This is a genomic window from Paenibacillus sp. MT124, from assembly GCF_058792755.1.
Genome location: NZ_CM179500.1, coordinates 6,347,963 through 6,373,314, shown reverse-complemented (window position 1 = coordinate 6,373,314; position 25,352 = coordinate 6,347,963). Strand labels below are relative to the sequence as shown.

General features: G+C 46.7%; 25 protein-coding genes and 1 pseudogene. 17 read left to right on the top strand and 9 right to left on the bottom strand.

Annotated elements, in window-relative coordinates; all coding sequences use genetic code 11:
- The first annotated feature begins 18 nt into the window (after positions 1-18).
- Genes AC3RCI_RS28800 through AC3RCI_RS28790 form a run of 3 tightly spaced genes read left to right on the top strand, consistent with a single transcriptional unit; the run spans position 19 to position 2,069 of the window.
- Entirely contained in the window at positions 19-387 is a 369-nt protein-coding gene (locus AC3RCI_RS28800) for a DUF4180 domain-containing protein (protein WP_492471133.1), read from the top strand.
- Positions 388-408: 21 nt separating this feature from the next.
- Positions 409-891 (top strand): SRPBCC family protein, encoded by a 483-nt coding sequence (locus tag AC3RCI_RS28795; protein ID WP_492527212.1) that lies wholly within the window; start codon positions 409-411, stop codon positions 889-891.
- A gap of 50 nt (positions 892-941) precedes the next feature.
- On the top strand, positions 942-2,069 hold the full coding sequence (locus AC3RCI_RS28790) for an SGNH/GDSL hydrolase family protein (protein WP_492527211.1): 1,128 nt from the start codon (positions 942-944) through the stop codon (positions 2,067-2,069).
- Positions 2,070-2,163: 94 nt separating this feature from the next.
- Here the strand turns inward: AC3RCI_RS28790 and AC3RCI_RS28785 are convergent, their stop codons facing one another.
- A complete protein-coding gene (locus AC3RCI_RS28785) occupies positions 2,164-2,691 on the bottom strand; it encodes a dihydrofolate reductase family protein (protein ID WP_336782550.1) in 528 nt (175 codons plus the stop codon).
- Positions 2,692-2,767: 76 nt separating this feature from the next.
- Between AC3RCI_RS28785 and AC3RCI_RS28780 the strand changes: the two genes are divergently transcribed.
- The 3 genes from AC3RCI_RS28780 to AC3RCI_RS28770 all read left to right on the top strand — a co-directional run bounded on the left by AC3RCI_RS28780 (position 2,768) and on the right by AC3RCI_RS28770 (position 4,986).
- Positions 2,768-3,670 (top strand): helix-turn-helix transcriptional regulator, encoded by a 903-nt coding sequence (locus tag AC3RCI_RS28780; protein ID WP_492527210.1) that lies wholly within the window; start codon positions 2,768-2,770, stop codon positions 3,668-3,670.
- A gap of 269 nt (positions 3,671-3,939) precedes the next feature.
- Entirely contained in the window at positions 3,940-4,206 is a 267-nt protein-coding gene (locus AC3RCI_RS28775) for a CD3324 family protein (protein ID WP_492527209.1), read from the top strand.
- Positions 4,207-4,395: 189 nt separating this feature from the next.
- Positions 4,396-4,986, top strand: a complete 591-nt coding sequence (locus tag AC3RCI_RS28770; RefSeq protein ID WP_492527208.1) for a hypothetical protein — start codon at positions 4,396-4,398, stop codon at positions 4,984-4,986.
- A 113-nt stretch (positions 4,987-5,099) separates the two neighbouring features.
- Here the strand turns inward: AC3RCI_RS28770 and AC3RCI_RS28765 are convergent, their stop codons facing one another.
- Together AC3RCI_RS28765 and AC3RCI_RS28760 are read right to left on the bottom strand one after the other, a co-directional pair.
- Complete coding sequence (locus tag AC3RCI_RS28765) at positions 5,100-6,968, bottom strand: AbfB domain-containing protein (RefSeq protein ID WP_492527207.1); 1,869 nt, start codon at positions 6,966-6,968, stop codon at positions 5,100-5,102.
- 250 nt (positions 6,969-7,218) lie between these two features.
- The gene (locus tag AC3RCI_RS28760) at positions 7,219-8,667 is read right to left on the bottom strand and encodes a DEAD/DEAH box helicase (protein WP_095290673.1); all 1,449 of its coding nucleotides are present in this window, start codon (positions 8,665-8,667) and stop codon (positions 7,219-7,221) included.
- Between the two features lie 491 nt (positions 8,668-9,158).
- Between AC3RCI_RS28760 and AC3RCI_RS28755 the strand changes: the two genes are divergently transcribed.
- Entirely contained in the window at positions 9,159-10,097 is a 939-nt protein-coding gene (locus AC3RCI_RS28755; protein ID WP_492527206.1) for a macrolide 2'-phosphotransferase, read from the top strand.
- 49 nt (positions 10,098-10,146) lie between these two features.
- Entirely contained in the window at positions 10,147-10,833 is a 687-nt protein-coding gene (locus tag AC3RCI_RS28750; protein ID WP_492527205.1) for a hypothetical protein, read from the top strand.
- 126 nt (positions 10,834-10,959) lie between these two features.
- Here the strand turns inward: AC3RCI_RS28750 and AC3RCI_RS28745 are convergent, their stop codons facing one another.
- On the bottom strand, positions 10,960-12,474 hold the full coding sequence (locus tag AC3RCI_RS28745; protein ID WP_492527204.1) for a leucine-rich repeat domain-containing protein: 1,515 nt from the start codon (positions 12,472-12,474) through the stop codon (positions 10,960-10,962).
- Positions 12,475-12,783: 309 nt separating this feature from the next.
- Between AC3RCI_RS28745 and AC3RCI_RS28740 the strand changes: the two genes are divergently transcribed.
- From AC3RCI_RS28740 to AC3RCI_RS28715, 6 genes are all read left to right on the top strand, one after another.
- On the top strand, positions 12,784-13,674 hold the full coding sequence (locus AC3RCI_RS28740; RefSeq protein ID WP_492527203.1) for a diacylglycerol/lipid kinase family protein: 891 nt from the start codon (positions 12,784-12,786) through the stop codon (positions 13,672-13,674).
- A gap of 141 nt (positions 13,675-13,815) precedes the next feature.
- Positions 13,816-14,733, top strand: a complete 918-nt coding sequence (locus AC3RCI_RS28735) for an aldo/keto reductase (RefSeq protein ID WP_095290677.1) — start codon at positions 13,816-13,818, stop codon at positions 14,731-14,733.
- Positions 14,734-15,006: 273 nt separating this feature from the next.
- A complete protein-coding gene (locus AC3RCI_RS28730; RefSeq protein WP_336782536.1) occupies positions 15,007-16,389 on the top strand; it encodes a helix-turn-helix domain-containing protein in 1,383 nt (460 codons plus the stop codon).
- Between the two features lie 334 nt (positions 16,390-16,723).
- Complete coding sequence (locus tag AC3RCI_RS28725) at positions 16,724-17,104, top strand: GntR family transcriptional regulator (protein WP_095290679.1); 381 nt, start codon at positions 16,724-16,726, stop codon at positions 17,102-17,104.
- Positions 17,101-17,976 carry an ATP-binding cassette domain-containing protein gene (locus AC3RCI_RS28720; RefSeq protein WP_336782534.1) on the top strand — a complete coding sequence of 292 codons (876 nt, stop codon included), beginning with the start codon at positions 17,101-17,103 and terminating at the stop codon, positions 17,974-17,976. Before AC3RCI_RS28725 ends, AC3RCI_RS28720 begins: the two co-directional genes overlap by 4 nt.
- A complete protein-coding gene (locus AC3RCI_RS28715) occupies positions 17,973-18,671 on the top strand; it encodes a hypothetical protein (protein WP_336782532.1) in 699 nt (232 codons plus the stop codon). The genes AC3RCI_RS28720 and AC3RCI_RS28715 overlap by 4 nt, the downstream gene beginning before the upstream one ends.
- Before the next feature lie 120 nt (positions 18,672-18,791).
- Here the strand turns inward: AC3RCI_RS28715 and AC3RCI_RS28710 are convergent, their stop codons facing one another.
- The 3 genes and pseudogenes from AC3RCI_RS28710 to AC3RCI_RS28700 all read right to left on the bottom strand — a co-directional run.
- Complete coding sequence (locus tag AC3RCI_RS28710; RefSeq protein WP_492527202.1) at positions 18,792-19,568, bottom strand: isocitrate lyase/PEP mutase family protein; 777 nt, start codon at positions 19,566-19,568, stop codon at positions 18,792-18,794.
- A 58-nt stretch (positions 19,569-19,626) separates the two neighbouring features.
- Positions 19,627-20,685: a bifunctional transcriptional activator/DNA repair enzyme AdaA gene (locus AC3RCI_RS28705; protein ID WP_492527201.1), complete on the bottom strand. Its 1,059-nt coding sequence runs from the start codon at positions 20,683-20,685 to the stop codon at positions 19,627-19,629.
- A 126-nt stretch (positions 20,686-20,811) separates the two neighbouring features.
- Positions 20,812-21,228, bottom strand: a pseudogene (locus AC3RCI_RS28700) (DMT family transporter); the annotation flags it as partial.
- A 24-nt stretch (positions 21,229-21,252) separates the two neighbouring features.
- On the opposite strand from AC3RCI_RS28700, the gene AC3RCI_RS28695 reads away from it, so the two are divergent.
- Entirely contained in the window at positions 21,253-21,546 is a 294-nt protein-coding gene (locus AC3RCI_RS28695) for an amidase domain-containing protein (RefSeq protein WP_419720050.1), read from the top strand.
- 48 nt (positions 21,547-21,594) lie between these two features.
- Here AC3RCI_RS28695 and AC3RCI_RS28690 read toward each other — a convergent pair whose 3' ends face one another.
- On the bottom strand, positions 21,595-21,960 hold the full coding sequence (locus AC3RCI_RS28690; protein WP_336782528.1) for a hypothetical protein: 366 nt from the start codon (positions 21,958-21,960) through the stop codon (positions 21,595-21,597).
- Between the two features lie 1,118 nt (positions 21,961-23,078).
- On the opposite strand from AC3RCI_RS28690, the gene AC3RCI_RS28685 reads away from it, so the two are divergent.
- Positions 23,079-23,669: a hypothetical protein gene (locus AC3RCI_RS28685; protein ID WP_492527200.1), complete on the top strand. Its 591-nt coding sequence runs from the start codon at positions 23,079-23,081 to the stop codon at positions 23,667-23,669.
- Between the two features lie 122 nt (positions 23,670-23,791).
- Here AC3RCI_RS28685 and AC3RCI_RS28680 read toward each other — a convergent pair whose 3' ends face one another.
- A complete protein-coding gene (locus AC3RCI_RS28680; protein WP_154894488.1) occupies positions 23,792-24,709 on the bottom strand; it encodes a phosphatidate cytidylyltransferase in 918 nt (305 codons plus the stop codon).
- Between the two features lie 98 nt (positions 24,710-24,807).
- Here AC3RCI_RS28680 and AC3RCI_RS28675 point away from each other — a divergent pair, with 98 nt between their 5' ends.
- Entirely contained in the window at positions 24,808-25,350 is a 543-nt protein-coding gene (locus AC3RCI_RS28675; protein WP_153980426.1) for a hypothetical protein, read from the top strand.
- The last annotated feature ends 2 nt before the right edge of the window (positions 25,351-25,352 follow it).

The window sequence follows — 25,352 nt, the reverse complement described above, 5'->3', positions numbered from 1 at the left end:
ATGGAAGGAGCACGTGAAATGGATATTACGATCCATCAACAGGGTAACTCCAAGGTTGCTATTATTGAGAGTAACGACATCGTCATCAGCGAAGTGCAAGATGCTCTGGATCTGATGGCATCGGTAAATTATCTGAACGAGGCATACAAGCTGATCATCGACAAATCCAACATTACGGAAGAATTCTTCGATCTGAAGACGAAGCTGGCCGGTGAGATTCTGCAAAAGTACGTTAACTACCAGGTGAAGCTTGCCATCATTGGTGATTTTGACGGCTACAGCAGCAAAAGTCTGAAGGATTTCATTTATGAGTGCAATAATGGCAAGCATGTGTTCTTCGTAAAAACAAAAGAGGAAGCGCTTCATATCCTGCATGAATTGAGCTAATCAATTGGAGGAGGTCTACCCATGATAGCTGAGTTGAAATTGGTTTCGAATGACGTTGTGGCCCGTTTGGAGCGCTTGTGGCAGCATGATGTACGGAAGGTATGGTCCTTTTTAACGGAAAACGATAAGCTGCATGGATGGTTCCCCGAATTGCGAATTGAAGATCTGCGAGAGGGCGGACTGATCAAGTTTGACATGGGCGATGGGGCATTTGAAGAAATGAGAATCACACATCTGGAGCCTTACTCCGTTCTTGCATACACCTGGGGAGAAGATGAGGTGAGGTTCGAGCTGCATCCTGTACAGGAGGGCTGCCGTCTTGTTCTGACAGAGATCATTCATTCCATGACAAGCCATACACCAAGAGACCTTGCCGGATGGCATGTCTGTCTGGATGTGATAGGTGCGCTGCTGGACGACCGCACGCTGGAGTCACGCAAGGATGAGTGGAGATCATGGTACGAGAAGTACCAGGAGCATGTGGATCGTTTTCTAAAAGAATAGGATGATGAAACCCACTTACTCAAGTGGGTCAAAACAGGCGGGAGGAATACATGGTGAAAACGAATGACAAGTTACAGGTGCTTGCCCTGTCAGAGATACAGAACCTGAAGGTGCATGGCAGGACAACAGAGCAGCGGGCACCTCTGACGTTATTTTGGACAGGCAGCGCAATCGAACTTCAAGTCACAGGCTCTGAGCTGTGGGTGGAAGTGGAGTCGGACTACGATATCTATGAACCGTGGATCAGTATTCTGATCAATGGTGTTCCTGTAAGCAGGCAGATGGTCACTGCAGAACGGTATTGGATCTGTATCTTCCGGGGCATGAGCGAGGATACAGTAAAAAACGTAAAAGTCGTCAAGGACGTGCAAGCGATGAGTGCAGACCCGGGCTCCACATTGCAGCTTCATGCCTTGAAGTCGGATGGCACATTCCTGCCTGTGGAAGAGAAGCCGTACAAGATTGAATTTATTGGTGATAGTATAACATCTGGAGAAGGCGCGATAGGGGCCAGAGCGGAAGAAGACTGGATTCCAATGTGGTTCAGTGCGATACATAACTATACGTACATGACAGCAGAGGCAATGAACGCGGAATACAGGGTGATATCCCAGAGTGGTTGGGGTACACTCACAAGCTGGGACAACAACCCGAACAATAATATTCCCGATTATTATGAACAAGTCTGCGGCCTGCTCACGGGTGAGAAAAACCAGGCGCTCGGGGCCGGGGAACTGCATGATTTTGAGTCCTGGCAGCCGGACGTGGTAGTGATCAATCTGGGAAGTAACGATGGAGGTGCTTTTCAGACAGCGGAATGGAGAGATCCGGTGTCCGGAAAGGTACATAAGCAGCGTTTAAACGAAGACGGAAGTTATCATGAAGAGGATTTGGCTGCTTTTGAGGTTGCGGTAGACCGATTCCTGGCCAAACTTCGACAGTACAATCCGAAGGCTCAGCTTGTTTGGGCCTATGGCATGCTTGGTTTTCCCATGATGCCTGCCATCTATCGTGCAGTGGATGGTTATATGAAGCGGACAGGCGACCGAAAGGTATCTGTTCTGCAGCTCCCGGATACAACGAAAGAGACCATGGGAGCGAGGGCGCATCCTGGCGAGTTGTCCCACCGGCGGGCAGCAGAGACGTTAAAAGGATACCTGCAAGGAATGTTGGCTTAACGCAGAATGTTGTATTAGCCCTGGCCTGGATAGAAACAAGGACCACACTTAACCCCTCGTGGGCAGCGTGGTCCTTTTCATATCCTGAGTTGGGTTATACCTGAACCTGATACCGGATGGAGATGATCTGACCGAGTGTCTGCGTTCCGATCATCTTCAGGTTGCTCGGTACCGTTCCCTCGGGAAATAGGGGAATGCCTTCCCCAAGAATTTTCGGAATGACGGCAACCTCAATTTCATCAAGCAGCTGTTTCTCCAACACAGCCTGAACCAGTTGACCACCCCCGACAATCCACAGATCGTCATCGGTAGCCTGTTTTAAATGAGGAATAAGGGTTTCTACAGGCTCGGTTGTAAATTGCACATGTGGTGCTGTTGGCTGCTCCGAACGGGAGAGTACATAGGTGGGCCGGTCTGCATAAGGAAAATCTTCGGATAGCTTAAGTACATCTTCGTACGTGGTTCGGCCCATGACTACCGTTCCAATCGTTTGATAAAATGCAGCATACCCGTTATCTCCACCGTCACCTTCCACGTCAAACAGCCAATCTACCGAACCGTCTTTTCTTGCAATATAACCATCCAGACTCATCGCAATGTACAGCACTACTTTATTGGACATGATTTTATCGCTCCCTTCTGTTACGTATGATACACTTAAACTATGACAAAAGTTGACGTAGTTAGGTGGTGAACCCATGAATGGCCGAAAACTCGCCATTATGAGATTGATGGATTCCAGAAAGAAGTTCACAGCCCGTGAGTTGGCAGAACGATTCGGTGTATCCGTCCGTACCATTCAGCGCGATTTAGATGCGCTGCAGACACTCGGTTTTCCTTTGTACACGGAGGTCGGCGTGAATGGGGGTTACAAGGTTCTGCCTAATCGGATCCTGCCGCCACTGCAACTGACACAGCATGAGGCACTGGGCCTGTTTCTGATGATTGAATATTTGCAGCGGGTTCCTGATTTTCCGTATGGATCGATGCGAGAGCATTTGGCAGAGCAGTATTTCTCCAGCTTGCCGCAGGATGTACAGGATCTGATTGTACGAATGAGAGAACATGTGACGTTTGTACAGCATCCGGGCGAGCATTTAGATATGCTGACGACAGAGATTTTGAATGCTGCCGTAGATAAAAGAGAGATTGAATTCACGTATCGTTCCCGGAATGGCAATAAAACAACAAGGGCTTACCCGATCGGCATCTATTATGACGGTGGATTTTGGTACATGCCCGCACGCCATAAGGAGCGGGTGCTGTTATATCGTGTGGACCGCATGCAGCAGCTGAGATTGCTTGATTCCACAGATGAGTCCATTCCCAGTTTGCAAGCATGGTTTAAGTCCAAAGACGAAAGGGAGGCAGTAGAAGTGGTGCTGCACTTCACCGAATTTGGGTCCAGGCTCGCACGTTCCGATGTGCTGTTCAATTCGATTCAAGGCAATGAATGGAGAGGGATGGTCCCTCTGGAGGAGTTCCCGTTCACCGCCCGCAAACTGCTTGCCTATGGCCCGGAAGTCAAGGTGGTCTCGCCAGCAACCTTGCAGCATGCCGTCCGGGAGATGCTGGAGAAGAGTTTGAGCCAGTATTCATGATGCTTGTTTAATAAGAGGATATTGCTGTGCTTTGATCGAATGGTTCATGTGAAGGGATCAAACAGCACCTATATATGGGTGCCGAATGGGGGGCTACCATGATTCAATTCATAAGAGGTTTCAAGATCCGCTCTATGCAGAGTCCATGCGATGAACAACGGCGGTTGTTTGCATAGAGCCATGTCTTTCCTTTCCGCCACTATAGAAGTTGTAAACGTACGTCGTATGACTCTGCTGCCTTAAAGACTAATTTTAAGGAGCGGAGCAGCATGAAATATATCAATGCAGATGCCATCTTGCCGGAAGAATTATTAAAAGAGATACAGAGACTCATTCCAGGCGGATTGGTCTACATTCCCAAACCTAAGGAAGCCCACAAAAAGTGGGGCGAAAATTCGGGCAGCAGAGCGGTTGTCAGAGAGCGTAACAAGCAGATCCGCCGCCTATTCGCCGCAGGCTTAACCGTGCATGAGCTGACCGAACGTTTCTTTTTATCTATCGACAGTATCAAGAAAATTGTGTATTCCAAAGAATAAGGATGAAGAGCCACATTAGAGAAATCTAGTGTGGTTTTTTTATGCAAACAATCGTTATAAATGTTCGTTAAACTGAAGTTTGGATACTTGAAATCTAATTAGAATCCGATAATGCGTCTAAATACTGGACAAATTAACCAAATAAAGGTGATAATTGAAAGTAATGAAGATGCGAAAGGATTTGGTAAGATGCGCAAGTTAGTCTGTGTAATGAGTGCTTTATTACTTTCAGGGATGATTATGGGATGTACTGAATCGAAGACGAGTGATTCTGTTCAGGAGATACCACCCCCAACCAGCGATCCGAGTATGGTAACGAACGATAAGGCAACGGCTCAGGATGAACAGAAGGCTCTCGATATGTCACTGGAGTATAAAAAAAAGGAATTGACCGTGGATTATGCCGATTATGAAGATACTCTAACCGTAGAGGGGCTGCTCGCCAAAGGGGAGACCATGAAACCATTTTTGACGGAGAAGAACTATGAGGCCTACATGGCTAATCGGTATGCAACGTTACCTCTAATGGTGGCAGACAAGGAGAAGGCTCTACTGCATCCCGAAAATATACTCGTGGAAATCAAAGAGAGCAAGAACGATTGGATCCTTGTAGAATATAGACTGAATCTGGTCTTTACTGATCGCGAAGGCAAACAGTTAAAGAACATTCCATTATCAGGTGATATCACTTTTTTACAGGACCAAGGCGAATGGCGTATTCAGGACGACACCTATAATATCAAAGAATTGCAAGATATCGCTTATGAAGTAAAAGAGTAGCGTGATACGATCCGATCAAAATAACAAAAGGCTGCAGTCTTAGATCAGATTCTAAGATGCAGCCTTTATAACAGTGGGATCTTACGGATCAGATCAGGCTTCACCACGTCAAACTAGAAGTTGGTTCGCCCAAATGTGGCATCACTTTTCACGGTAGAGCTGCTGGATGCATTAATGGTATCAAGCTGAAGTACGTAGTCATAGTGCCGGATGTAATACCCGGGTTGGCTGTACGACTGAAGTGATATTTTGGAGCTGTCTGCCCAGCCGGGGCTGCTCAGAAAGGTTGCATCTCCCTTATAAGCGGCTGTGTCTGCATAGGCTTCAAGGATGATTTTGTTGCTGCTGTTTCGCTTCAGGAAGTATCCCGGGAAGTTGACGGACTCCAGCGAAATGCCCGTAGAGCTGGCCAGACCTGGGACAACCCGGAACTGGGAGTCCTGTATAGGCGAGATATTCGCATCAACACGAGCTGTGAAATTGGAATGCCGGATATAACGGTCCGGATAGTTATGTGAGCTGAACTGGCTGTAGCCTGTCGCTTCTGGTGCAGCAGGACCCAGCATTTTGACCTCATGCAGCGTTGGAGTATACCAATTACCGGGGTTGTTCCACAGCACGGCATTCACCATGTTGATACGTACATAGCGGGCCGTAAAATGCACTGCATCTGTGGTAAACCCGTAGGTCAGGTTATTGGTTCGATCCAGTGTGGAATAGTTGACGCCATCGTTGCTGATCTCAATCTTGTATTTGTAATACCCCTCCGATCCCTTATACATAAACCAGGAGATATCGATCTCGGTAATGGTCTTCGGCGCTCCGAAGTCAACCTGCCACCATGCAGGCCATGTATTGGAAGAGGCCGCCCACGAAGTCTGGTAGTTGCCGTCATTCACATGGGCAGCGGACGAACCGGAGGCTGTCGATATGGCCCTAGCTGTTTTGCCTTGAGCGTGGTTGACGAGAGAGGACGGCGCTACCGTACCTGTAGCAGCATCGATACTCCAATCCTTATACCACTCCAGTGATGCCGTTCCGTTGGTATCGTTCAGGGTCAGAGGGAGCCAGATATGTTTATGCTCGCCCAGATTCATTGGATTCCAGCGGTCTCCCATATAAATATAGGACGTAGTGCTGCTGCCTGTAATCGTGGCAATATCATGAATCTGCGATCCGAAGGCAGAAGGATTGCCATAAGGGGTAAGTGCAGACCATGGACCTGTCATGGATGTGGCTGTAGCGTAAGCGCCCTGATTCGGATACCAGCCAGCGGCCTGGGAAGTGAAGAGGTAATAGCGGGTTCCCTTTTTCACAACGGCAGGAGCCTCTCGGTAGCTGTTCTCAAATAACCAGCCAACAAAGGATTCTACGCCTGTATAGCTTGCGTTCATTTTGAAAATGGCCATCGTATCGTTCGCGCCGCCATTCTTGCGTGAGGCACTGATGAGATAGCCCGTACCATCGGTATCCACGAACACCGTCATATCGCGTGACTCATAGTCCAGCGGCCGGAAACTGCCCTCATACGTGAATTTGCCACTCGGTGTATTGCTGGTCGCTACGGCGACACGTCCCAGATTATAATCCGTTCCGTTCTCATAATGTGCCCAGAGCACATACTGCTGCGTAGCGGGATTGTAGATCACTTTGGGGCGCTCAATCTTGCTGGAGGCAAGCTCCGTTGCGGAATCCTTGGTGAGGATGGCATTACTGAATGTCCAGTTTCTCAGATCGGTTGAAGTATAGACGTTAACACTGTCAAACTTGCCACCTACCGCATGCTCGCCATACCAGTAATACGTGCTTCCCACTTTCAGAATATTACCGCTGTTCGCTTGAATGGGGTTACCTGCGGTATCCAGCCAATCGGAGCCGTTGTTAATGGTCACACTTGCCGCGTCCGTTCGTTCCGGATGGAGGCCAAACATCGTCAGTGTCAGGGTCAGAACCAGAATCCATGCATACTTCCTGCTTCTCATTACATGCACCTCCCCAAGGATATGAGCAAAAGTAGAGCGCTTTCATGTATATTCTAGCTGAACTTCCATTCGTTTCAAGTGAACAATTCATCCATTGCTGAACAAAGAAGTGCTTTTCGATATAAAGCGGCGAGAGCGGGGAGCTTTTTATCAGACGTGTTCATCTACTTGCTGAAAACCTGCATAAATCAAAGAAGGAGTGCCTCAAGGCACTCCCTTTTTTAAGGTATATTAAATTCGTATCTTCCGCTTACACATGCTTCCCTTTGCGGACCTTCAGCTGTTTACCCTTGACGGTTGTGTTTTGCATCATTTCCAGTACAAGCGGGCCTTTGCCGTTTAGAATCTCCACATCGGTCACATTATCGAGAATGGTGATAATCCCGATATCATCTGCGGTGACGCCTTCCAGTTTGGCAATAGTACCTACGAAGTCTACGGCACGCAGCTTTTTCTTCTTGCCGCCGTTGAAGTTCAGTTTCATGATCTGCTGGTTCAGCTGTTCACGCTTGTCTTTTTTGCGTTCAGGTACAATCTTCAGACGCTTCTCGAATTCTTCCCTGCGGCGATCAACGGCCTCTTCAGATGGGGCCGGAACAACCGGAATCTCGAATCCGATATAGGATTCAATCTCGGCCAGGCGTCTGCCATCCTTCGGCGTTACCAGCGTGATGGCCTTGCCTGTCTTACCAGCACGTCCGGTACGGCCTGTACGGTGCACATAGCTCTCTTTTTCCAAGGGAATATCATAGTTGATGACATGAGTGATATTCGTGATATCGATCCCGCGGGCCGCAACATCGGTTGCAACCAAATACCGGAATTGGCCTCTTCTGAATGCATTCATGACTTCGATCCGCTCGTCCTGCTCCATGCCTCCATGGATTCGGTCTGCTGGGTAGTCCAGGTCAGCCATCACCCGGAACAGTTTATCCACGTTCTCCTGTGTACGGCAGAATACAATGCAGCTGTCCGGATTTTCTACGATAAACAGATCCTCTAGCACAGCGGTCTTGTTGACTTCGGATACCCGAACAACCTCGTGTTCTATTGTAGCTGTTGTGAGACCACTTGCTTTGATCTCGATCTCTACCGGATTATCCATATACTTGCGTGAGAGACGGGCAACGTCCTCAGGGAATGTAGCGGAGAATAACATCGTTACGCGCTCGCGAGGCAATGCCTGAATGATAGCTTGTACTGTCTCGATAAAGCCCATGTTCAGCATTTCATCCGCCTCGTCAATGACGAGATAGGCAATCCGCTCGAGCGGCAGCGTGCCGCGTTCGATATGGTCCAGCACACGTCCCGGAGTACCTACGGCGACATGTGTTCTTTGTTTTAGCTCTGCTTTTTGAATATAAAAAGGAGATTGTCCATAGAGTGCCGTGGCTTTAATCCGCTTATAGCGTCCAATGTTGGTGATGTCTTCATTGACCTGCAAGGCCAGTTCACGGGTTGGCGTGAGAATCAAAGCCTGCGGTTTATTTTCATTCCATTCCACCAGCTCACAGATCGGAATACCATACGCAGCTGTTTTACCACTGCCTGTCTGGGATTTGACCACGAGGTCTTTATTTTCCAGAGCGACCGGAATCACTTCAGTCTGTACCTCGGTTGGCGTTTCATAACCCAGACTATCCAGTGCCCGGACGATCTCTTCACCAAGCTTATAATCTTTGAATTGTTGCTTGCTCATTGTTAACCTCTTTTGCGTTAGTTTTAAATGCTTAGACCAGAGACGTGCAGGATGCTTAATATAAGCATTGCACCATAACTATATCGTATACCTGTTCATTATACTCTATATGCAGGAAGGCCAGTGGAGGAAATGACCTAGGTACATGGGCAAATCAGGAAATTCATGCTGGAACCAGGAATTGGAATATGTTAGCATAGGGGTAACTTACTGAACGGAGGGATACGTGTGGCACATTTTTTCCGATTGAGATAGTAGCGAAACGTTTGTTTACGCGTGCTGTTTGCTGCCTGTGTGCAGATAATCGGGAGAGGTTTGCCTATTTACACGTATGCCGTATCCATAGTGGACACTCTTTCATTTAAGAGTGGTTCTTTGATGTACCACTATTGGACTACACATATTGAGGCATATCCCTTAATCCGAGATCAAGGCACAGGCGTGAATGTCTGTGTTTTTTTATTTTTCTGAGGAAAAGAGGAGAAATGGGTATGACAGGACCAATTTCGAATGAACAGGTAAAACTTCAACAGGATATATGGCTGCTCGCGGAACAGAATGGGCTTCAAATTCGCAAAGACTCGATGGAAATCAATGAGTCCGGGATGGACTTCAGGGTGGCCTTTGCTGCGGATGAGAGTGGGCAAAAGTGGGTTTTGCGCCAGCCAAGACGTGGAGATGTATGGGGGCGTGCCGAGAATGAGCGCAAGGTATTGGGGGTTGTGAAGGAGCACTTGTCTGTTAAGGTGCCGGATTGGCGAATTTGCACACCGGAGCTGATTGCTTACCCCTTGCTGGACGGTGAACCGATTGCTGTGGTCGATCCTGCTGGGGGAGGATATGCATGGCGCTTTCCGCAGGAAGACCTATCGGATGTATTTTTTGATTCGCTGGCTGCTGCACTCGTACAACTGCATGGCATTGATGCCAATGAAGCGGTACAAGGCGGAGTGCGGTGCAAGACGCCTAGGGAAGTGCGCCAGGAGTTTGCCGCCAATATGGAGCAGATTAAGCAGAGCTTCACGGTGCCGGAGCGACTCGCCGAGCGGTGGGAAAAATGGGTGTCTACAGACCATTTCTGGCCTGAGCACGTCACATTCAATCATGGTGATCTGCATCCACCGCATATTATCGTCGATCATACACAGCGGGTAACCGGGCTTATCGACTGGACGGAAGCGGAGATCGCTGATCCAGGGAAAGATTTTGTGATCTTGTATGGGCTTTTCCAGGATGCTGGATTGCGCGATCTGTTAAAGCGGTACGAAAAGGCAGGGGGAAAAACATGGCCCCGGATGTTTGATCATATTCGGGAGCAGTGGGCTGCTTACCCGGTACTGGTTGCACAATTCGCACTAATCACAGGGGAAGAGTCGACCATGGCGATGGCGAGAGGCATGCTGGCTAACTGGGATGTGCCTCAGGATTAAACTGGACTGTATGAACCTAAGTACGCTGGATCAGGGAGGAGGTGGGGTTGTGGAACGGGTCCGTGCCATGCATTGGTTAATAAGTGTTGTATTACTGATTGGATTAACGAGTTGCTCTATCCCTTTCTCCAACTCTCGCGATGATGCAGGAAACAGACTGTCCCTGAACCGGATAGCGGAACTTAGAGAAGAATATCCACTCTCCACTGGCGTCCCGCCGACAATCAATATGAGGGAAGTGAGTTTCAGAGAGATGATGGATTTCGGGGAAGCGGTCATTATTGCAGAGGTGATGAGCGAACTCCCAAATTTTAGCGTCGATTTGACCGCTGTACCGGGCACACCTGAGGGAGATTCCGCAGAGAAGGATCAGGCTACCAGCATTGCTCCTTATAAGCCTGAGTTCATTTCGTACAAGGTGAAAGTGCATCAGGTTGTAACAGGCGAGGATGTGAATGAGGACACATTTCTCTTTTATAATGCTGACTTTGCAGGTATGGAACCGGAACTCAAGCCAGGCATGAGAATCGTCACAGTGTTCAAGAAAGGGACAGCAGGGGAGCAGGTCGGAGGTTATTCGTTTACCCGGTACGGAACGTACTATATTGTGGATGGGGATTATGTGCTATCTGCATATGAAGGGGAATCTGAGGAGCTGCGTGAATTTACGGAACAAACAAATGGCATCCAGGTGGACTCTTTTATTCAGGAGATCAAGGAGCTAGCACACAGCTAGAGGCCTTCATTCAGAGGAGATCGCCGCTCTATCCCTTGTTCTGCAAGAGACATAGCAAGAAAATAATAAGCCTATCGCATGTAGTTCATACAAGAACCTGCGATAGGCTTATTTGTCGTAACACCTTTAAGATTCAATACTGTTGTCCACCTGTTTATTTTCAAAAATCAGAATCGTTTTGCTTCTCCCGATATATCCGACTGTCGTATTAAGCTGCTCCGAAACAAAGCGAACAGGTACAAAAGCCGTGCCGTTCTCGATCAACAAGGGAGCATCATTCATCAGGAGCGAACCATCTACAACCACCTGTTTGTTGCCGGCAGTCCAGCGAATGGTTTTATCATCTTGTGTGATTACGGCCTCCTGCTTGTTGCGATCCCAACCCACCTGGGCATTCAGTTGTTCGGACACAAATCGCAGTGGCACATACGTACGCCCTTCATGGATAAAAGGTGCAGCTTCCAGGGCGTATGTGCGATCACCCACATAGGCTGTGGTTGATCCTTCGATCAGACGCTGAAAACGGCCTTGCGGTGTGCGTTTCTGTTCCCGGACATTCATCTGGTTAAGGAGGCTCATGGTATTGCTGCCACTCGATACGTCCAGGTAGTTATTTTGCACGGTCAATCCGCCGGATTCCGCTTCCGTCATCGGGGTCAGTACGTTAGGCGATACAGAAGTGGAAGCTCCAATGTCCTGTACCGTATTCACGGGAATAGCCTGTGTAAAATTAAAGTCGGCAATCGGCGTCAGATCCCATACACGATTGTTCGCAAGCTTCAGCACTTCCAGCTTGGTGAGCTGTCGTAATGGCTCCAGATCATAGATCTGATTGGATTCCGCATTAAGCTCGGTTAACCGCACCAATCCTTCAAGTGCCTTGAGGTGCTGAATGTGGTTACTCGAGATGTCGAGCCCCTGAAGACGCGTCATATGCTGCAAGGGTGACAGGTCCGAGATTGCATTGCCTGCCACGTTTAGTCTCAATAATGTATTGTCCATATCAGCCAGTGGGGCCAGTGATTGCAGCCGATTATTTGCTACGTTCAGCTGCAGCAGCCGGGATTGATTAACCAGTGGAGTCAGGTCCGCGATCTCATTGTTGGAAATCTCCAGCCATTTCAAATGATCTAGTTCTGACAAAGCAGATAAGCTGAAAATTTGATTGCCACTGGCATAAAACGTATGTAATCGGGTAAAGCCACGAACCACCTCTATAGAAGAGATAGAGTTGTTGCTGATGTACAGCCGTCCGAGTTCCTTCAGGTCAGCGAGTGCCTCAATGGAGGTAATATAATTGTTGCTTACGTCGATTTCCCGGAGCTGGTCCAGATGCTTCAGCGGGGTCAAATCCTCAATCTCATTGCCGTATAGGCGGAGATGTGTCAGGTTGGTCGCATATTCGAGTCCCGACAGGCTCTGTATCCCTGCATTACTCAGATCAACAACGGTAAGCTGTTCCAGATCGGAGGAAGTTAAGGGTGAATCTACCGGTTTGTTCAAGATCAGTTTAAGTCCGTTTTCCAGTGCAGGATCTTCTATGATGCCTTTGCCTGAGTCCATCGTTGCGTAGGCCATGGCTTGCCCCGACGCACCGATACTTAGAATGAATATTAGACATAGTAGTGCCATTCTTTTCATTGCATGCATTCCCTCCGATATTCAAAAGTTCTTCTAGCTTTTATGTAATCCACGCATTGTAAAGGTCAGGTCAACAGGAATGAATCTTCAACATTTCTCTAGTTATTAACCCGTCTGGCGAGAAAAGGAACATCCATTTCAGGGGACGGGTAACAACTCTACTTCTATTCTATATGAAACAAGCCTTGATCTGTACTCCTTCAGGTGAACTTTACCAAAAAAATCTTTTGGCCTGAGAGCCTTATTCATCCTACCCCGAGAAAGGGTATAGAAGAAGTAAATATGTGCAGGTGGAGGGGAGAGGCGTTTATGCGTCAAGCCATGATCATTAGCAATCCGTCATCGGGAAAAGAAGAGGCGCAGCAGTACGTGTCCCAAGTTCAGGCGATTTTGGAATCGCAGCAATATCAAGTGATGATTAATGAGACAGCCGGGGTGGGTGATGCAACCAGTTACTGTCTGGACGCCTGCCAAGGTGGCTGTGATCTGGTCATATCCATTGGGGGAGACGGCACACTGCATGAGACCATTAATGGAATGATGGATCAGAAGCATCGTCCCAGGCTGGGTATTGTGCCACTAGGTACAGTGAATGATTTTGCCCGTGCGCTCCATCTGTCTCTCGATCCTGATGAAGCCATTAAGCAGCTTGGTTCAGATCAGGTACGCAAGGTGGATCTGGGGAGAATTAATGATCGTCTCTTCGCCAACGTGGTGGCAGCCGGTTCTTTGGCTGAAGCGTTATCTTCCGTTTCATCGGAAGACAAGTCGAAGCTGGGCTCCCTGGCTTATTTGAAGGAAGGATTGAAGGACATCGTGTCCTCGCCCGCCTATCCTTTGAAGATTGAATACGATGGGCTGACGTGGGAGGGTGAATCCCCGTTGTTTCTCGCTGCGCTAACCAATTCGGTTGGTGGATTTGAGAAGCTGTCTCCGGATGCAGTAGTGGACGATGGACTGATTCATTGTTTTGTGATCCGCAATATCAGTGTGTTCAACAGCCTGACACTGGGAACCTCCTTATTGTTTGGGCATCTGAAGGACCATAAGGATGTGGATTATTTTACGGCAAAAGATATCCGGGTAAGCTGCACTGAATCGGTCCGCACCAATGTGGATGGGGAGGAAGGGCCTGCGCTGCCTATCCAGATCAGCGTCTTGCCTCAACATATTGAAGTGATCGTGCCTCAAGAAACGTAAGCCTGTCTAGAAATGGAGAAAAAACGACCATTTTTCCATATAAGATGTCTAAAAATCCATTGAAACCGATTGCAGATCTGTGTCACAATCAAAGCTGGAAGACAAGTATATACCAATATCCGAATATGGAGGGAAATCACCTTGAGAACAATAAAACTTGGCAGCAGCTCACTTGAAGTACCAGTTGTGGCCGTAGGCTGCATGCGCATCAATTCACTCAGCAACAAAGAGGCAGAACAATTTGTTCATTCCGCCATGGAAGTCGGTGCGAACTTCTTCGACCATGCTGATATTTATGGAAACGGGGCATGTGAAGAGATTTTTGCAGAGGCGGTACAGATGAATCCCCAGATTCGTGAAAATATGATTTTGCAATCCAAATGCGGTATCCGCAAGGGCATGTTTGATTTCTCCAAAGAGCATATCCTGAATTCGGTGGATGGCATTCTGCAGCGTCTGAAAACCGAGTATCTTGATGTTCTGCTGCTGCACCGTCCGGATGCTCTCGTAGAGCCGGAAGAAGTGGCAGAGGCATTCGATCTGCTTGAACGTGAAGGCAAAGTGCGTCATTTCGGCGTATCCAACCAGAATCCGAACCAGATTGAACTGTTGAAAAAATACGTGAAACAGCCACTGGTAGCCAACCAGCTTCAGCTGAGTATTACCAACACAACAATGATCTCCAGCGGGATCAACGTGAACATGGAGAACGATGCAGCCGTGAACCGTGATGGCAGTATTCTGGATTATTGCCGCTTGCACGATATCACGATTCAGCCATGGTCTCCGTTCCAATATGGCTTCTTCGAAGGCGTATTCCTAGGCAGCGACAAGTTCCCGGAACTGAACGCCAAGATCGATGAGATTGCAGCCAAATATGATGTGAGCAACACCACCATTGCGATTGCCTGGTTGCTGCGTCACCCAGCTCAAATGCAGCCTGTAACTGGCACAACGAATATTGAACGCCTGAAGGACTGTGTCAAAGCTGGAGATGTTCATCTTACACGCCAGGAGTGGTATGAAATCTATCGTGCTGCCGGCAACATCCTGCCTTAAATCTGATTCACAAATAGAGTCGTAGAGTCTACTCTCTTATACGAAAACACGAGCATTTATTCGGCTCGTGTTTTTTGTTTTTTCCTGATTTGATGCGAGTTCATTCCCGGTATAAAATAGGGGAACGGGGTTTATTTTATCAAAAGGATTAAATTGTAATTAATACAAATTAGTTGAAATTATTATGTTGACCCTTTCTTTTGGATTACATATAATTACTTTTGCATACCGTTAATCCTGTATATGGCTTTAATTTGGGAGGGTGGTGTTCGTTTGGAGCCGACAACCACGATTCGCGATCATTTAGAGAATTATCTGAAGCGCGAGCAGATGTCCATCAGTTTTTTTTCGGAAGCATCGGGTATTAATTCGGGTACGCTGAGCAATATTTTGAACAAAAACCGCCCGATTGCGATGCAGCAGTTGGACCGAATCACTTCAGCCATGAAGCTTGAAGAAGGCCATTTCTATGAATTGTATATAGATGAGTGTTTCGTTCATGCTACCCCCGATTGGCGAAGACTGGGCCCCTTCCTTCACCGTTGTGCGGAGTTAGACAAGCTAAATTGTATTGAAGAGGTTATCCGATTAATGATGGATAATCTATCGTATATTCCCCTTTTATTTGATCTGGCTGAGGAATTCTACCACGAAGGTAGATTTAAACCAGCCATCCTCTTATATGAAACGATCGCTGAGAGTGAGAAAATGCAGCATTCGGAGCGTCTCGCTCTATGTCAGTATCGGCTGTTCAAGTTGGGTCTGACCAATGACCAGCAGAGAAACCTGATCATCGCAGCCAAATTCGAGTATTATGTTGATCGCCTGGATGAACGATATCAGTTGGACGCTCTTAATGAACTGATCAATGCTTTTGCATCGCTACATCGTTGGAATAAGGTTCTGGAGCTATCCGAGAAGTTGAAGCTGAAAGCATCAATTCATTATGAGTTGAACGGAAGAAGAAAGCAGGAAGAGACGAAAAGACCCATTGTCTTTTATATTATGTATGCTTACTTGGCTTCTGGGAGTGCTTACTTTCATCTGAATGATTATCAGACTGCTTTATACTATGTTTCCTTATATACGGATTATACTTGGGTAAAAGAACCGGATGAACATGAAATGGTTGTTATTAATCAGTTTCAGGAATGGGCCGAGGGTAACCGTTATATATATCAATTAATGGCTGGGCAATTTGATGTACTCCCTGATTACTTGGAATATATCTCAACGAAGGAAAACGAAATTTTTCCCGCACTCTGTGATATTGTTACTGCAGCTAATCGTTATGATATCAATATTGATTTTGTACTTGAGGAATATAAGTCATACTTTACGTATCAGGAGCAGAGTAACCGAATTGGAAAAGTAAGCAGACAGGTTACCGATGATCGATACGTCCGTCTATTAGCAGGATTAGGCACCTACTATCTTAAGAAAAATGAGTTTGCAAAAGGACTTGATTTTGTTCTGGATAGCATAAGGTTTTCTATTGAAATTAGTGATGGACGAGGTATGCTTAGAGGTGTCGGACTATTTGAACAGTATAGGGATTATGCCACCGATACAGCTATACAGCAGTACAAAATATTGATTAGTGAGGTGCAGAAACTCAATGAAGAGAAAGCTGTCTTTGCTGATAGTTACATGTAGCATCGTGTTGAGCATTATAGCTCCGATTCCTGAACCTGTTGCTGATAATAACGTCCCCAACCCATCAATTATGAAGGTAACAGACCATGGATTGGGTACCTAACCACCTTATATTTGGAACGCTTCTGAATTTTCATTCAGAGGCGTTTTTTTGTTTGCCTTTGCCACGACAAAGGAGGGGGCATCATCTTAAACGGATGAACTCACTCGATCCTGCAGATTCAAAAAAAAGTAAATACGGGATATTCGGCTATTTACTTTTGGATATCTGTGTACTATAGTTAGTTACATGAGTAACTAACCAATTAACCTAAATAACGAAAGTTGGATTGGCATGAAATCGACTTTGGATGAATCACAGCCCATATTTCATCAGATTGCCATGATGATTATGGATGATATTGTGGAAGGCAGATTACAAGCGGAAGAGCAGGTTCCATCGACCAATGAGCTCTCACGTTTCTACAATATCAATCCGGCAACAGCGCGCAAAGGGCTGCAGGAGCTTGTGGACAGAGGAATCATTTATAAACAGCGAGGTGTTGGGATGTTTGTCGCCAAAGGAGCAAGAGATGCACTGCTGGTTGAACGAAAACAGCATTTTTACGAAGAATACATTATGCCACTGCTCGAGGAAGCCAGACGGATTCATATGAATGAAGACATGATTATTGATCTGATTAAAGGCAAGAGAGACAAGGAGAGTGAGTCATGATTCGTGTAGATCAGGTAAGCTACGGTTATCATCAGACACCTGTTTTGGACCATGTCACATTGCATGAAAGTGAGCCGGTCATTAGTGCGATCTGGGGGAGGAACGGAGCCGGGAAGACAACACTTATGAGTTTGCTTGCTGGACATAACCGTCCTGATCAAGGCAGCATTCAAATCATGGGGGAGGACCCCTATAATAATCTGGCTGCTCAGAAGCATCTCTGCTACGTTCAGGAGAATCACCCGCTGGGCAGGAACTGGACAATAAGTGACCTGGTACGATTCGGTCAGTATTTCCATCCAGAGTGGAATCAGGAATTGGCGGAGCGGTTAATTGATCTGTTTGAATTACCATCCAAAAGGAAGATCATCAAATTTTCCAAAGGGATGAAAACAGCTGCCCAGATGGTTCTTGGCCTCGCAAGCCATGCGAGTGTTACCATTCTGGATGAGCCGACCAACGGATTGGATGCAGAGAAACGCAAATTTTTCTATAATGCCCTGCTTGAAAGTTATGAAGAGCATCCCCGTTTGATTCTGGTTTCAACCCATCATATTGAAGAGATTCAGCCGTTATGTGAGTCACTCATCGTGCTCCATCAAGGTAGCGTACTGTGTCATGAACAGATGGAAGAGATGCGCGAAAAGGGAATTCTTCTAACAGGGTTAATTCGAGATATAGATCAGGTTACCCAAGGCGAAAACATCATGGAGTCTGCACAGCTCGGGTCAACAAAAAAGGTGATGATTGACGCCTCTTACTCCAAGGAGTGGAGAGATATAGCGCAGGCGCATGGTCTTTCTATTGAAAAAGCGACCCTGCAGGACTATTTGGTTAACCTGACGCGGAAACAGGAGGTGCTTAAGGGATGAATGCAGTAAAAGGTACAAATCGACTGATTCTGGATGATATGCGTTGGTATCTGATGCTCTTCTCACTCATTACACTTATGCTTACGGCCGTATATCTGGCAGTGGGCTTCATATTTGATGTTGCTTTTACCACTCAGCTGTTCGGGCCGATGTATGGGGGGATCTGTGCATTTGCTGTGGCAGGTCTAATTACGCTGTACCCCGTTGCAATTGGACTGGGGAGCACCCGGATTCAGTTTCTGAAATCCTTCTACCTCATCTCTGCATGGATGGTGGTTGGTACCATTACCATTCTGAATGTGATCTATCTTATCATGCATCTGCTTCATGAAGCTGGATGGCTTGGTGTAACCTTTTATCAGTTGGGTAGGCTGCACTCAGGTCATTATCAATTCCTGTCTTATCTCTGGATGGACTTGATGATTGGATTTCTTGTCCTCGGGTTATCTATCTTTTTGACGGTGTGCTGGATACGGCTGGGAATGCGCAATTTCCTGATCCTGTTCTTCGGCTTGGGCCTGATTCTTACGCTGGCGTTCGTTTTGTCCGATCTGAGTGCTCTGGTACAGTGGTTCACGAGTATCAACATCCTGGTGTTTGCCACGGTTTTGGGGGCTTTGAGCTGGGGGTTAATTCTATGCACCTATCCCATGATGAAGAATGCGCCGCTTACGATGAAGGGCAGAAAAGAGTAGTGGTTATCGGTATCCGTTAGAAGGATATGTGGATCTATGAAATCAAACGTAAACAAACACGAGTGCATCACTGCCTCGTGTTTTTCTGTTTATATAATTATTCCTGCACCTGTAATCTTCTTAGCTTGTTTCAAGCAAAATGCTTCGTCCGAGTTCTTTCAAGTGTTCCATGGCACTCTGATAAGGATAAGGTCCATAGCTTACCCGGGCTACCCCGAGACTCGCGAGCTGTGCTGGTGTTGGCTCATTAGATGTCACCATTACGTTGACTGGAATAGGGGAGCGTTCACACAATTCCTGAATGAGTTGTGGATCCTGTAGACCTGGAACGAATAGCCCGTTGGCTCCTGCCTCTGCATAAGCGTGGGATCGTACCAGGGCTTCTTCCAGGTGGGATGAGGTATGCTGCGATGGGGGAGTTTGCAGAAATATATCCGTGCGAGCGTTAATGAATAGGGGAATGTCCATTCGTTCAGCGGCTTCCCGAGCGGCTCTCAAGCGCAGAACGAATTCCTCAATGGCATAGAGGCCTGTTCCACCAGGAAGTTGATCTTCGATGTTAATGCCGATAGCACCATGCTCAATTACCCGGAGAACGTTTTCCTTCACTTCTGACGCATACCTGCCATGCCCTCCCTCAATATCGATGGTAACAGGCAGTTTAGTGCTGGATGTGATGCGAGCCAGATTGGAAAGTGCCCATTCAAACGGCATGATCTCTCCGTCCTGCTCACCATGAGCCGCGGCAACAGACCAGCTTCCGGTGGCTACGGCTGCGGCTCCAATCGATTCAATGGCTTTTGTACTTCCGGCATCCCACACATTGATTAACACGAGTGGATTACCTTTGATGTGCAGCTGGTGAAATAGCTGTGCTTGTTCTTTCAGGGTCTGCATAGAATGAATTCTCCTCCGTTATATCGTTATTAATCAATTACTTTCACTGGGCGATGTCTTAACGAATGTGTTCATAAGCATTCTTCTCATGGGTTAACAGCCAGTTCTTGCGAGTAAGGCCACCGCCGTACCCACCGAGATCACCACTTGCATTAATGACCCTGTGGCACGGGATGACAATGGCCAGTTGATTCGCCCCATTGGCCTGTGCGACTGCACGGCATGCGGACGGTTTACCCAGCGCGATAGCAATATCCTGATATGACCTTGTCTCGCCTGGCGGAATCGCCCTAAGCTGCTCCCAGACGCTCTTTTGGAATGGTGTTCCTAAACAGAACAACGAAGTATTGAATGCCGTTAAAGTCCCGTCAAAATACGCCGCCAGTTCTCTTTCTATGGACCGAATGGGTTCAGTTACACCAGGTACGATAGCGGACTTGGTTCGTTTACGAAGGCGCTCTACTTCCCGCTCCAGACCTCTACGATCGACAAATTCAAGCAAATACAGGGCTGTATCATCTGCCACGGCCATCATGGGTCCAAGACGGGTATCGATCCAGGAGGCCTTCAGCACCCGCCCGTCATCCACATGAGTAGGAGCGGCGCCCATAATTCGGGAGAAAGCATCCCGGAAGCCGCTGCTGGATTCGTAACCTGTTGATAGTTGAGCATCAATAATGGTGCGGCCTGAGCGGATATTCTTCAAGGCCAGTCCCATACGACGAGCGCGAGCATACTCCACAAAGGTCATGCCGAACCGCTTTTTGAACTGGCGGCGTGCTGTGGACTCATCGATGGATAGATCCTTGAAATCCTGACCTTTCCAGCGCTTTTCCGGATTGTTCTCCACGGCCTCGACCAGAATTCGGACTACATCGGAAACCTGGTTGGGGTGAGATAATGGACGGCAGCGCTGGCAGGGACGAAATGAAGCCAGCAGTGCCTGCTGTGCGGTCTCATAAAACTCACAGTTTTCATATTTGGGCTTCCGTGCAGGGCAGGTAGGGCGGCAAAATACCCCCGTCGTTTTGACACCAACATAGAATAAACCTTCGTATTCCGAATCTTTGGCAACCAGAGCCTGATAATATTGTTCTTTCAGTTCAGCAGAGATCATTAAACGCACGTCCTTACGATTTTTGTTCCAGCCAGCAAGATGCAGTCCTATCGGAAGTCACATCTGTCTTTGTTATTATAAAAAAACGATGCGCATGGCATCGCCGAAAATCAGGCATGAATATTTTTATTTCAATGCAATGTGTTTCTTTCCTCCAGTCCAGTTTACCAAAAAGATCCCCAGGAATATAAATAACCCACCAATATAAACGTAGCTCCGGATGACCTCCCCAAGAAGCAGCCAGCCGGATAGTATGCCGAAGAACGGAGCTAGAAAAAGAAAGGCGCTTGTTTTGCCAGGATCGCCTTTGCTCAGCAGGTAGTACCATGTAGCAAACTGAACAATGGAGCCAAGCAATGCCAGGTATAGAACAGCACGAATGGAAATGGCGTTAAACTCCAGATGTGGTGTCTCCAGCGTTAAACTGAGCAGTAATAGGAGCAGGCCGCCGAATAACATTTGATAAGCGGTCAATACCCAGGTGCTGAAGCGTGCACCCCACCTTTTTACGAGTAAAGTAGCAATGGCCCAGGACACGGCGGAGATTCTTGGCATTTTGGTTCGCTTATCCCTTCGTATACATGGGGCGGTGCCCATAACTTTTATAAACATTGGAAAACCCGAGCAGGAGTAGCTTCTACTGTATCTGATTTGCAAACCGGAGATGCAGTAAGCATAAATACTGACACTGATGCTGACATCGACCATACAGTTATCATCACGAAAAACACGGGTAGTAGTAGTGCCAACAAGTATATAACACAGCATACTTGGGATCATAAGGAAGAAAGAACACTTGCTGATATGTTCAGCCAAGGCTATGGCGTGTATGGCTATGAAATAGACAAAGCCACGAATTAAATAAAAACCAGCCTCCACATATAAGTGGACAGGCTGGTTTTTTTTTCCTTATTTGTCGGCAAGATTGACGACATTATCATCTACACGATAAAGGACATAATTACTATTCCATATTCCCGTAGAAATAACCGTTTCTTGATTGTCTTTCTTAAAGAAAAATGCAGCCCCTTCCTGCTGCTTGAACTGCCAGCCTTCCCTCTCCATTCGATCTTTAAGAAGTTGATTACCGTTCATCCTTAATGCAAGATACTGTCCCTCTTCCTCCATCTGAACAATAGATACATCCGTTGTATTTAACTTATACATAAGCTTTACATTGTTATAACCAATATTGCTGATGTATGTTGCTCCTAATATGACTAAAAGAATAATAAACCCAATAAAGCTAAATAAAATAATCTTCCATCTCTTCATCCGTTCCCCCCAGAAAATATTTACACTTATTATTTAAACGGTCCTGAACATCAAATAGTTACCAAGAAAAATAATCGACTAAAATATTTTCTTTCTATGCTTTATTTACCTACTCACCGTATGCAAGATGCAGAGCCGCGGCAGTGTCGCCTGGCGAACTCATCGGCTAGCTGTCAAACCAATCACAAAAAAACTGTTGGCCTCTTATTATGAGAGATTAAACAATCAATAAACGTGATCCCCTTGGAAGTATCCCTCAATTCGTCTAATGATCCAGCATTATGTTGATCGGCTACCTGGACGCTACGGTCTTCGAGGATAGGTAGCCGGCGCAGTTCCGCATCGATCCAGACGGAGATCCGCTAGCTGCCAATCCCACACCTAGGCGCAGTGGGACCCAGATAGCTCGTAGGTCCTTTCTAATGTGATTTTTCATTATCGATTCAATACAAAAAAGCAGCTATCTTTTGGACAGCTGCTAATAAATATTATCTTACAAGCGAGTAGCATTAGACAAAAAAGGACCTATAGTTAACCTCACTGCAACAAATCCTTGGGTCGTCTATTAGTGTAGTACAAATTGCTTTTGCCTTTAAAAGTGTTTACAAAAGTCACCTATACAATAATACTCAAACAAATCTTTTAGCTTGTAAATCAAGGATATCTTCAACTTTTTCATTGTAAAGAAGTAGTTGTGCAGAATCCTTCAAACTTGGGAGAACGAATTGCAGCTTATTAACGACTCAAAATAACGCCAGCCTTTTTGATTTGGCTGCAACTGATACAGCGACATAGGTTTAATTGACTGATTCAACATATGTTCTACACCTCTCGAACATTAAAGAGGTATATGGGATCACTGGTATAAATGAGAATTATGTACATATTTCTTTATGTACACTTTTATGTAGATATTTCAATATGTTCCCCCCTAAATTCGGTAATGCCTTTGTCTAACCAAGGTAACACGTCAATAGTTCAGAACTCATCGAAGTGTGGCTGTAATGATCAAATTCGGTTGGTTTACATATTATGGAGCTTCATGAGGGACGATATGGTGTAGTGATTAATAAGGCATGTGTCGTTTAGATGGATTAGACCAAGAGGAAGGAGTTCCAATGATGAAAAAAAACACGAATACATTTGCTCTTTGGGCATCGGTGCTTTGCATTCTGCTGCTGATCAGCGCTTGTGGCGCGAAAAATAACAATGAATCGGTTCAGGAACACGCTTATCCGCAATCCAAGCAGCCTATCGAGGAAGCGGGAAAAGGCTCCATTCCGAACTCGGATGCAAAACAGGGCAATGAGGACCCAGCGAATACGGCGGATGGTGATAGAGGGAAGCTGTCTGCTCAATCCGAATCATCAACAAATGACGAACAAATCACCATTCAAATTGACCAATCGGACAAGCCGACAGAGAATAACCAAAGCTTTGACTTCTCCGTGAGTCAGGTACCAGAGGGCTACACCCTCTCTGAACTGCGGTGGACGTCCAACCAGATTACCATTATTAACTCGCCTGCAGAGGCGATTCAGCATGGTGGTGACGGTAAAGAAGGCTTCTATATTAGCGGGAACGGACAGTTCTCCGGCTTTATGTACTCGGATGAAATGAAGGGTGAACGGGGTAAGATCACACTTGTCTACAAGAATGAAGCGGGTAAGGAAATCCTGGCTGAGCAGGAAGTTCAGTTGAAAAAATAACGTATAAGCAGCCGATATTGAACTGCATCCCAATTGTTGGACACCCATCTAACAATTGGAGATGCAGTTTTTTTGTTTGGCACAATATCTAAAAAGGCATCTTGTGTTAAGCGTGGTCTTCTCTACATGAAATCGAAGAAATAACGAACGACATGAAACATGACCGGAGACGTATAGGTCAGGCTGTCGACCCGGCTCAGATAGCTTTTTTTGAGTGCATCGAATTTGTTGTCGTCCCCGATTAACAGGTCACGCTTGAGTACAGACACCGTCAGACTTCCGAAGAAACCGGCAAGGCTGATCAATACACCGATAAAGATCCCGAATTGCCAATCGAACGGAGTCAGATAAGGGTGAATGAAATAGGAGGCTGCTGTTGTGATCACGAATGCACAGGCGAATCCTTCCCATGTCAAAAATGGATTAGCTGTGGGCACCACTTTTCGTTTGCCCAGATAGAGGGAGACCAGATAGTGGACCACATCGTTAAGCTGTGTTAACACGACCAAGAACAGGACCAGCTTCGACCCATATTCCGGTGTTGCGAACGGAAAGTAAGCCAGATGGCTAAGCCCGAATACCATCAGCATCAATCCCCACTGCGTAGAACTTACACTTCGCAGGAAGCCGACTGTTCCCTTATTAATCAAGCGGGGGAGCGGCAGCACGAGGAAGACATACAGCGGAATAAAGACGATAAACATCCCATACCATCCAATATAGATCCAATAGAACTGCACCGGTATGGCGAGATAAGCCCATAGGAACAGCCGGCGGTCAGCCTTTCGGGTGCTGCGGATCATGGAGAAATACTCTTTGAGCGAGAAAAACGCGAGTACCATCAACGAGATGAGGGAAACAATCGGGTTGAAGAGCGTAGCGAGACAAAAGATGACGAGCATGCCCCACCAGGTCTTGATTTTATTGCCGATGCCCGAATAATCCTTATCCGGCTGAAGCTTGGCAATGATTTTATACACGATATGTATGACGAGTAATGCTGCAAAAATGAGCGTTAATGTGAAGAGCGAGCTGCTCACGAACCAATCACCTGCTTATTCCAGAAGTAAGATCCCATAATTGGGTACCTATGTTATTATGAAGGAATAGTGCCAACTTGATAAGGGGAAATTTCGTTATGACAGCCGACCGTTCAATCTACATCCTGCTTACGAATACAGGGACACTGTTTACCAAGGTTATTCAGAGTTACACCAGAGCACCATACAATCATGCCTCGATCTCTTTCAACCGGGAATTATCCGAGCTGTACAGCTTCGGCCGCAAGCACCCGAACAATCCGCTGAATGGCGGTTTTGTGAAGGAGGATATTCAGACGGGTACATATAGCAAATATCCAAATACAACTTGTGTCATTTATGAGCTTCAGGTTACGGACCGCGAGGTGGAAAAAATGAAACGTGTGCTGCAAATTTTCATCCGCAGCCGTCAGAAGTACATGTATAATCTGCTGGGGGTCATCGGCATTACCCTGAAGGAGCCCGTGGAATTCAGCAACTCCTACTTTTGCTCCCAGTTCGTGGCGGAAATCCTTCAACGCTCAGGAATTAAGCTGTGGAATAAGCTGCCTGCGCTGGTGACGCCCGATGATTTTCGTCAAAGCGATCGCCTGAAGCTCGTGTACGAAGGAAGGTTAAGCGACTATAAGCCAGTCACCTAAAC

What these genes read in the sequence shown, in the direction of transcription:
- AC3RCI_RS28800 (WP_492471133.1), top strand. Translation starts at nt 19, where the DNA reads ATGGATATTACGATCCATCAACAGGGTAACTCCAAGGTTGCTATTATT.
- AC3RCI_RS28795 (WP_492527212.1), top strand. Translation starts at nt 409, where the DNA reads ATGATAGCTGAGTTGAAATTGGTTTCGAATGACGTTGTGGCCCGTTTG.
- AC3RCI_RS28790 (WP_492527211.1), top strand. Translation starts at nt 942, where the DNA reads ATGGTGAAAACGAATGACAAGTTACAGGTGCTTGCCCTGTCAGAGATA.
- AC3RCI_RS28785 (WP_336782550.1), bottom strand. Translation starts at nt 2,691, where the DNA reads ATGTCCAATAAAGTAGTGCTGTACATTGCGATGAGTCTGGATGGTTAT.
- AC3RCI_RS28780 (WP_492527210.1), top strand. Translation starts at nt 2,768, where the DNA reads ATGAATGGCCGAAAACTCGCCATTATGAGATTGATGGATTCCAGAAAG.
- AC3RCI_RS28775 (WP_492527209.1), top strand. Translation starts at nt 3,940, where the DNA reads ATGAAATATATCAATGCAGATGCCATCTTGCCGGAAGAATTATTAAAA.
- AC3RCI_RS28770 (WP_492527208.1), top strand. Translation starts at nt 4,396, where the DNA reads ATGCGCAAGTTAGTCTGTGTAATGAGTGCTTTATTACTTTCAGGGATG.
- AC3RCI_RS28765 (WP_492527207.1), bottom strand. Translation starts at nt 6,968, where the DNA reads ATGAGAAGCAGGAAGTATGCATGGATTCTGGTTCTGACCCTGACACTG.
- AC3RCI_RS28760 (WP_095290673.1), bottom strand. Translation starts at nt 8,667, where the DNA reads ATGAGCAAGCAACAATTCAAAGATTATAAGCTTGGTGAAGAGATCGTC.
- AC3RCI_RS28755 (WP_492527206.1), top strand. Translation starts at nt 9,159, where the DNA reads ATGACAGGACCAATTTCGAATGAACAGGTAAAACTTCAACAGGATATA.
- AC3RCI_RS28745 (WP_492527204.1), bottom strand. Translation starts at nt 12,474, where the DNA reads ATGAAAAGAATGGCACTACTATGTCTAATATTCATTCTAAGTATCGGT.
- AC3RCI_RS28740 (WP_492527203.1), top strand. Translation starts at nt 12,784, where the DNA reads ATGCGTCAAGCCATGATCATTAGCAATCCGTCATCGGGAAAAGAAGAG.
- AC3RCI_RS28725 (WP_095290679.1), top strand. Translation starts at nt 16,724, where the DNA reads ATGAAATCGACTTTGGATGAATCACAGCCCATATTTCATCAGATTGCC.
- AC3RCI_RS28720 (WP_336782534.1), top strand. Translation starts at nt 17,101, where the DNA reads ATGATTCGTGTAGATCAGGTAAGCTACGGTTATCATCAGACACCTGTT.
- AC3RCI_RS28715 (WP_336782532.1), top strand. Translation starts at nt 17,973, where the DNA reads ATGAATGCAGTAAAAGGTACAAATCGACTGATTCTGGATGATATGCGT.
- AC3RCI_RS28710 (WP_492527202.1), bottom strand. Translation starts at nt 19,568, where the DNA reads ATGCAGACCCTGAAAGAACAAGCACAGCTATTTCACCAGCTGCACATC.
- AC3RCI_RS28705 (WP_492527201.1), bottom strand. Translation starts at nt 20,685, where the DNA reads ATGATCTCTGCTGAACTGAAAGAACAATATTATCAGGCTCTGGTTGCC.
- AC3RCI_RS28690 (WP_336782528.1), bottom strand. Translation starts at nt 21,960, where the DNA reads ATGAAGAGATGGAAGATTATTTTATTTAGCTTTATTGGGTTTATTATT.
- AC3RCI_RS28685 (WP_492527200.1), top strand. Translation starts at nt 23,079, where the DNA reads ATGATGAAAAAAAACACGAATACATTTGCTCTTTGGGCATCGGTGCTT.
- AC3RCI_RS28675 (WP_153980426.1), top strand. Translation starts at nt 24,808, where the DNA reads ATGACAGCCGACCGTTCAATCTACATCCTGCTTACGAATACAGGGACA.